Annotated in this window: 5 protein-coding genes; 4 read left to right on the top strand and 1 reads right to left on the bottom strand. The window is 35.3% G+C overall.

Going from position 1 to position 4,800, the window contains the following annotated elements:
* Positions 1-105: 105 nt before the first annotated feature.
* On the top strand, positions 106-378 hold the full coding sequence (locus FYJ79_RS12215) for a hypothetical protein (protein WP_229771474.1): 273 nt from the start codon (positions 106-108) through the stop codon (positions 376-378).
* Between the two features lie 570 nt (positions 379-948).
* Here FYJ79_RS12215 and FYJ79_RS12210 read toward each other — a convergent pair.
* On the bottom strand, positions 949-2,334 hold the full coding sequence (locus FYJ79_RS12210; protein ID WP_154518877.1) for an immunoglobulin-like domain-containing protein: 1,386 nt from the start codon (positions 2,332-2,334) through the stop codon (positions 949-951).
* A gap of 232 nt (positions 2,335-2,566) precedes the next feature.
* Between FYJ79_RS12210 and FYJ79_RS12205 the strand changes: the two genes are divergently transcribed.
* The 3 genes from FYJ79_RS12205 to FYJ79_RS12195 all read left to right on the top strand — a co-directional run bounded on the left by FYJ79_RS12205 (position 2,567) and on the right by FYJ79_RS12195 (position 4,646).
* Positions 2,567-2,785, top strand: coding sequence for a helix-turn-helix transcriptional regulator (locus FYJ79_RS12205; RefSeq protein ID WP_154518879.1), 219 nt, complete (start codon positions 2,567-2,569; stop codon positions 2,783-2,785).
* Positions 2,772-3,176: a hypothetical protein gene (locus FYJ79_RS12200; RefSeq protein WP_154518875.1), complete on the top strand. Its 405-nt coding sequence runs from the start codon at positions 2,772-2,774 to the stop codon at positions 3,174-3,176. The genes FYJ79_RS12205 and FYJ79_RS12200 overlap by 14 nt, the downstream gene beginning before the upstream one ends.
* Positions 3,177-3,293: 117 nt before the next feature.
* Positions 3,294-4,646, top strand: a complete 1,353-nt coding sequence (locus FYJ79_RS12195) for a dihydrolipoyl dehydrogenase family protein (protein ID WP_154518873.1) — start codon at positions 3,294-3,296, stop codon at positions 4,644-4,646.
* Positions 4,647-4,800 lie beyond the last annotated feature (154 nt).

The following is a 4,800-nucleotide window of genomic DNA, read 5'->3' as shown; positions in this document are numbered from 1 at the left end:
TGATCAGAGCAAATTGAGATAAACTGTTTTTCGTCACTATAAATTTTTTTGAGGTTCCTTGAACCTCTTTTTGTGCTTCTAAGATAAATAAATCAAAATATACCCTTGACTACTGATAGTAAATCACGTATCCATAAGAAATATCCAAATTGGAAGAGTCCTAATGCTTTAAAGAATTCAGGATTCATTTCTTTACTTGCAATGATTATCATGATTATTATTGCTTTCTTCTGTACGTTAGGACAGGGAATAGGTTCATGGATTTCATTTGGTGTTTATTTGGGATTTGGTATTCTTCTATGGCTCTATATGAATTTTGTAAGATGGAAACATTCTAAAGTAAGAATTGAAACACCTGATGGCATAAAAGAATATTAAAAATAAGCTCACTTCAAATATATTGAAGTGGGCTTAATTATTGTGATTTTCTTTTACGACAGAGTACTGCTCTTCTCGATGATTTGCTTGGCTGATTAGTTGGCGACACTGATAGGATCTTTGAGCTCATGGAAATGCTTGCATTCACAAGGATGACCTTTTCGAAAATAGTAGTAGGATAAATATAGATATTAAACCTTCCATCACCTGCTTCACGATTAAACTTGATATTGAAACCGTGAAAAAGTCAAACCAGGAAGCTATGATAAAAGCTTTCCTTGTTGCCATAATGGCTGATTGATTAGAAGGATATCATTAAGGATGTTGTTGAATGTTCTTGTCTGTCCTTTGGCTCAAGTACAAGCTTCATTTAAAGCAGCAAGAGCAGCTGCCTAGCTTACTGCTAGCCAATACCGGTTAACGGGATTCGAAAAAGTTATTCATCATATGGAATGGTGTTTTTTATGCCTATTTATTGCAGGAATCTTTTATCACTCATAGAATCGAGGATAAAAAAAGAGATCTGCTTAGCAGACCTCAAAATATTTAGTTATTTCGGGAAAAAAACTTTTACCATGCTACTGCAATATCTAATTGTGTTCTGTTGCTTGAAGCGAAAGTACCTGTATCCACAACAATACCAGCACCAAGTGATGTAGCGACAATTGTACCATATGGTCTTAAGCCTAAGTTAGCAGCCACCATGACATAATCACCATACATCTTTACACCATCACTTCTAACCCAATACTGTGCATTATATCCACGTCTCTGCATATTTCTCACAACACCGGACATGTCAAGGTTATAATATGTTTCTTTACCACTAGGACCAGTAATAGAACCAGCACTTCTATTTAATCTAGGACCTCTCCAGTTTTCCGCTTTTACAATTTCAGGATTTCTAACAACGACATTAAGCTGTGCCTGTGACTTATTGCCAGCAGCATCACTGACTGTATATGTTACAGTTTGAGTACCAATTGTATTCATATTAGGTGAAGTAGCACTGACTTGTGCTTTTAGGTCACCATCTTTAGTATCTGATGCATTAGCGACATAGCTTAAGGTATTAAAGCTATCACCAACCATTGCTTTAACTTCAGTTGTTGTCAAAGTAAGAGTAGGGGCAGTGATATCTTTGACTTCGATATTGTATGTACCCTGAGTCTTATTACCTGCTTCATCTGTAGCAGTGACATTGATTGCCTGTACACCTAATTGTGTTGTATTAATTGTTGTATCTGAAGTAAGAGTTGCTTTTGAAAAGTTATCCGTTGCTTCAAAGAAATTATTTAAATCAAACTGAGATCCATAATCCACTACATTATTCTTCTGATTAATTGTAGGAGCAACATTATCTAATACATTGAAGTAAACATCTTTTGTAGAAGTATTACCAGCTTCATCATCAACTGTATAAGTGATTTTCTGAATACCTATCTGTTGAGTATTTAAGGTATTAGCTGTAGTGATGAATGGAGTAACATCACCATCAACATCATCTTTAGCACTGACATAGTCTAAAGGATTCACTGTGGCACCAGCTGTGATATCAATAGGCTTCTTTTGATTACCTGTACCTTTATACTGAGAAGCGATAGAAAGCTTAGGGGCTTTCAAATCTTTGACATGAACTGTTATTGTCTTTTCAGCTGTATTGTTGGCAGCATCTGTAGCTGTTACAGGAATTGTATAAGTGCCAACGCTTGTCAATGAATTGTTTGTATCTGCAAGAGTGACTTTAAGACGATTGCTAGGTGTCTTATTATCAGTAACTTTGATATCCTGAGCTGTCACGATAGAGCCATAGGCTACTGTAAGTTCCTTTGTTTTAATAACAGGAGCTTCACGATCAGCACCTGCAAAGCCGACAGCTGCTAAGGATCCTGCTACGAGCACGAAAGGTAATGCAAGCTGTTTAGCTTTTGATTTTGTTATTAATGGGAATTTCATATTCGTTCACCTCTGATAATTCTTTGGTTAAATTCTTAAGAATTTCTTAACTTACTTCTCCATAATAGCACGATTTCAAAATATTGCCATAAAAACACCATAATTTATTAAAAAAACATTAATAAACCATCTAACTAGATATAAAATGATAAATAAATGTAAAGCTAGCTTGACAAAAATGCAAGAAAACTCTATGATATATGTAAAGGAAGCTTTACATAGAGGTGATGCGATGAAGAACAGGATAGAAGAAATCCGGAAAGAAAAAGGGATCAGGCAGGATGAATTAGGAAAGATGCTTGGGGTCTCTAGACAAACAATTAGCTCATTAGAAAATGGTCGGTATAATCCTTCAATTATGTTGGCACACAAGATTGCGGTTTTATTTGGTATGTCTATAGAAGATGTATTTATATTTGAAGAAGGAGAAAGTGAAAATGAAATACGATAGAAAGCTTGTAGTCTGTATGATCTTAATTGGTGTTGGTTTGATTGTTTCTATATTAAGTGGTTTTGGTGTGTTAAATGGTGATGTATTTGTAGGCATTGGGAGTGGTTTTATCGGAGTGGGAGTTTTCTATTTCGTAAAATATTTACGCTATATAAAGGATCCTGAATTTCAAGAACAATATGATATAGCTATGCAGGATGAAAGAAATCGTTATATTCGTATGCGTTCATGGGCATTAGCTGGGTATATAATGATTATTGTCTATGCGATTGGAGAATTAATGGCTTATATATTGAAACAAAATATGCTTGCTAGATTTCTTTTGATGAGTGTTTGTTTTGTGTTGTTGGTCTATAGCGCTAGCTATTTCTATTTGAATAAGAAGTATTAATTTGAAAGTGCATTGCGGTGCACTTTTTTGAGTATTGTGATTGACTTTTAGAGAAATAAGTTTATCATATATATTGTACACAATAAAATTATACAAAATATATGGAGGATTCAAGAAATGAGCAATTACGATTATGATGTTTTATTTATTGGTAGTGGTCATGCATGCAACCATGGTGCTATTGCCTTAAAAATGGCTGGTAAGAAAGTAGCCATGATTGAAGAAGATAAGAATGGTGGTACTTGTACAAATTATGGTTGTGATGCCAAAATTCTTTTAGATGGACCTTTTACCTATCAGGAAGGCTTTGCCCGTTATAATGATTTAGGTATGCAGACACCTGAGATTAACTGGAAGAACTTAATGGCTTATAAGAAGAAACTTATTGGGGCATTTAGTCCTATATTAGGACAGGCTTTTGAAAAGTATGGTATTGAAGTGATTAAGGGACATGGTACACTTACTGATGCACATACTGTTCAGGTTGATGGAAAGAATTATACAGCTGAATATATCGTAATTGGTACGGGTGCAAGAGATTCATCTTTACCTATTGTTGGTGCACAATATATGCATCATAGCAAAGATTTCCTTGATCTAGATGAAATACCAGAATCATTATTATTTGTCGGTGCAGGTGTTATCAGTATGGAATTTGCATCAATGGCATTAGCTTTAGGCAAGAAAGTCACAGTTATTGACTTCGCCCCAAGAGCCTTAGCACAATATCCAAGTGACTATGTCAACATGATGGTTAAGAAAATGGAAGACATGGGTGCTACATTTAGCTTTAACCAGAGTGTTCAAAAAGTTGAAAAGAAAGACAATAGTTATATCGTATATACTCAGGATCAAACATTTACAGCAGATTATATTGTTGAAGGAACTGGACGTGTAGCTAATGTAGAAAACTTAGGCTTAGAAGCATTGGGTATTGAAGCTTCTAGAAGAGGTATTGTTGTCAATGAATATATGCAGACAAGTGTAGAGAATATCTATGCAAGTGGGGATGTTGTTGATAAACGTATTCCTAAACTTACACCAACTGCTGAATTTGAATCAAACTATATTGCCTATCATATCCTAGGCATGAATCCAAATCCAATTACATACCCAGCTATTCCAAACCTCGTCTTCACTCTACCTAGAATTGCTCAGGTAGGTGTTACAGTCGATGAAGCAGAAGCACATCCTGAACTCTATCGAGTAGAACGTATTCCATTTGGTGTATCAAATGAATGGGTAAATAATAGAGAAAAAGAAGCCCACTATACATTTATCTTCGACAAAGAAGGTTATCTCGTTGGTGCAGCTATCTATAGTAGTGAAGCAGCAACAATCTTAGACTTTATCACTTTAATCATTAATAAAAAGATGACAGCACTAGATTTAGCATCAATGATCTTTGCCTTCCCAACACAGACATATCAAGTAGTTTTTGCCTTAAAACCACTTCTTAAAAAAGCATAATAAACGAGCACTTCGGTGCTCTTTTTGTTTGTAGTACAAGCGAAGCTTGTATCTAGTCTTTAGACAGTTGAGCGTACGTAGGACGCGAAACAATAAACCACCTGCTATGCAGGTGGATGGCAAGACAGTTATACAAAAACATCACCGTTCCTTC

The sequence above is a fragment of the Sharpea porci genome, assembly GCF_009695655.1.
Taxonomy (GTDB): Bacteria; Bacillota_I; Bacilli_A; order Erysipelotrichales; family Coprobacillaceae; genus Sharpea; species Sharpea porci.
Note: the sequence above shows the minus strand (reverse complement) of the source record. Positions and strands in the feature narration are given on the sequence as shown.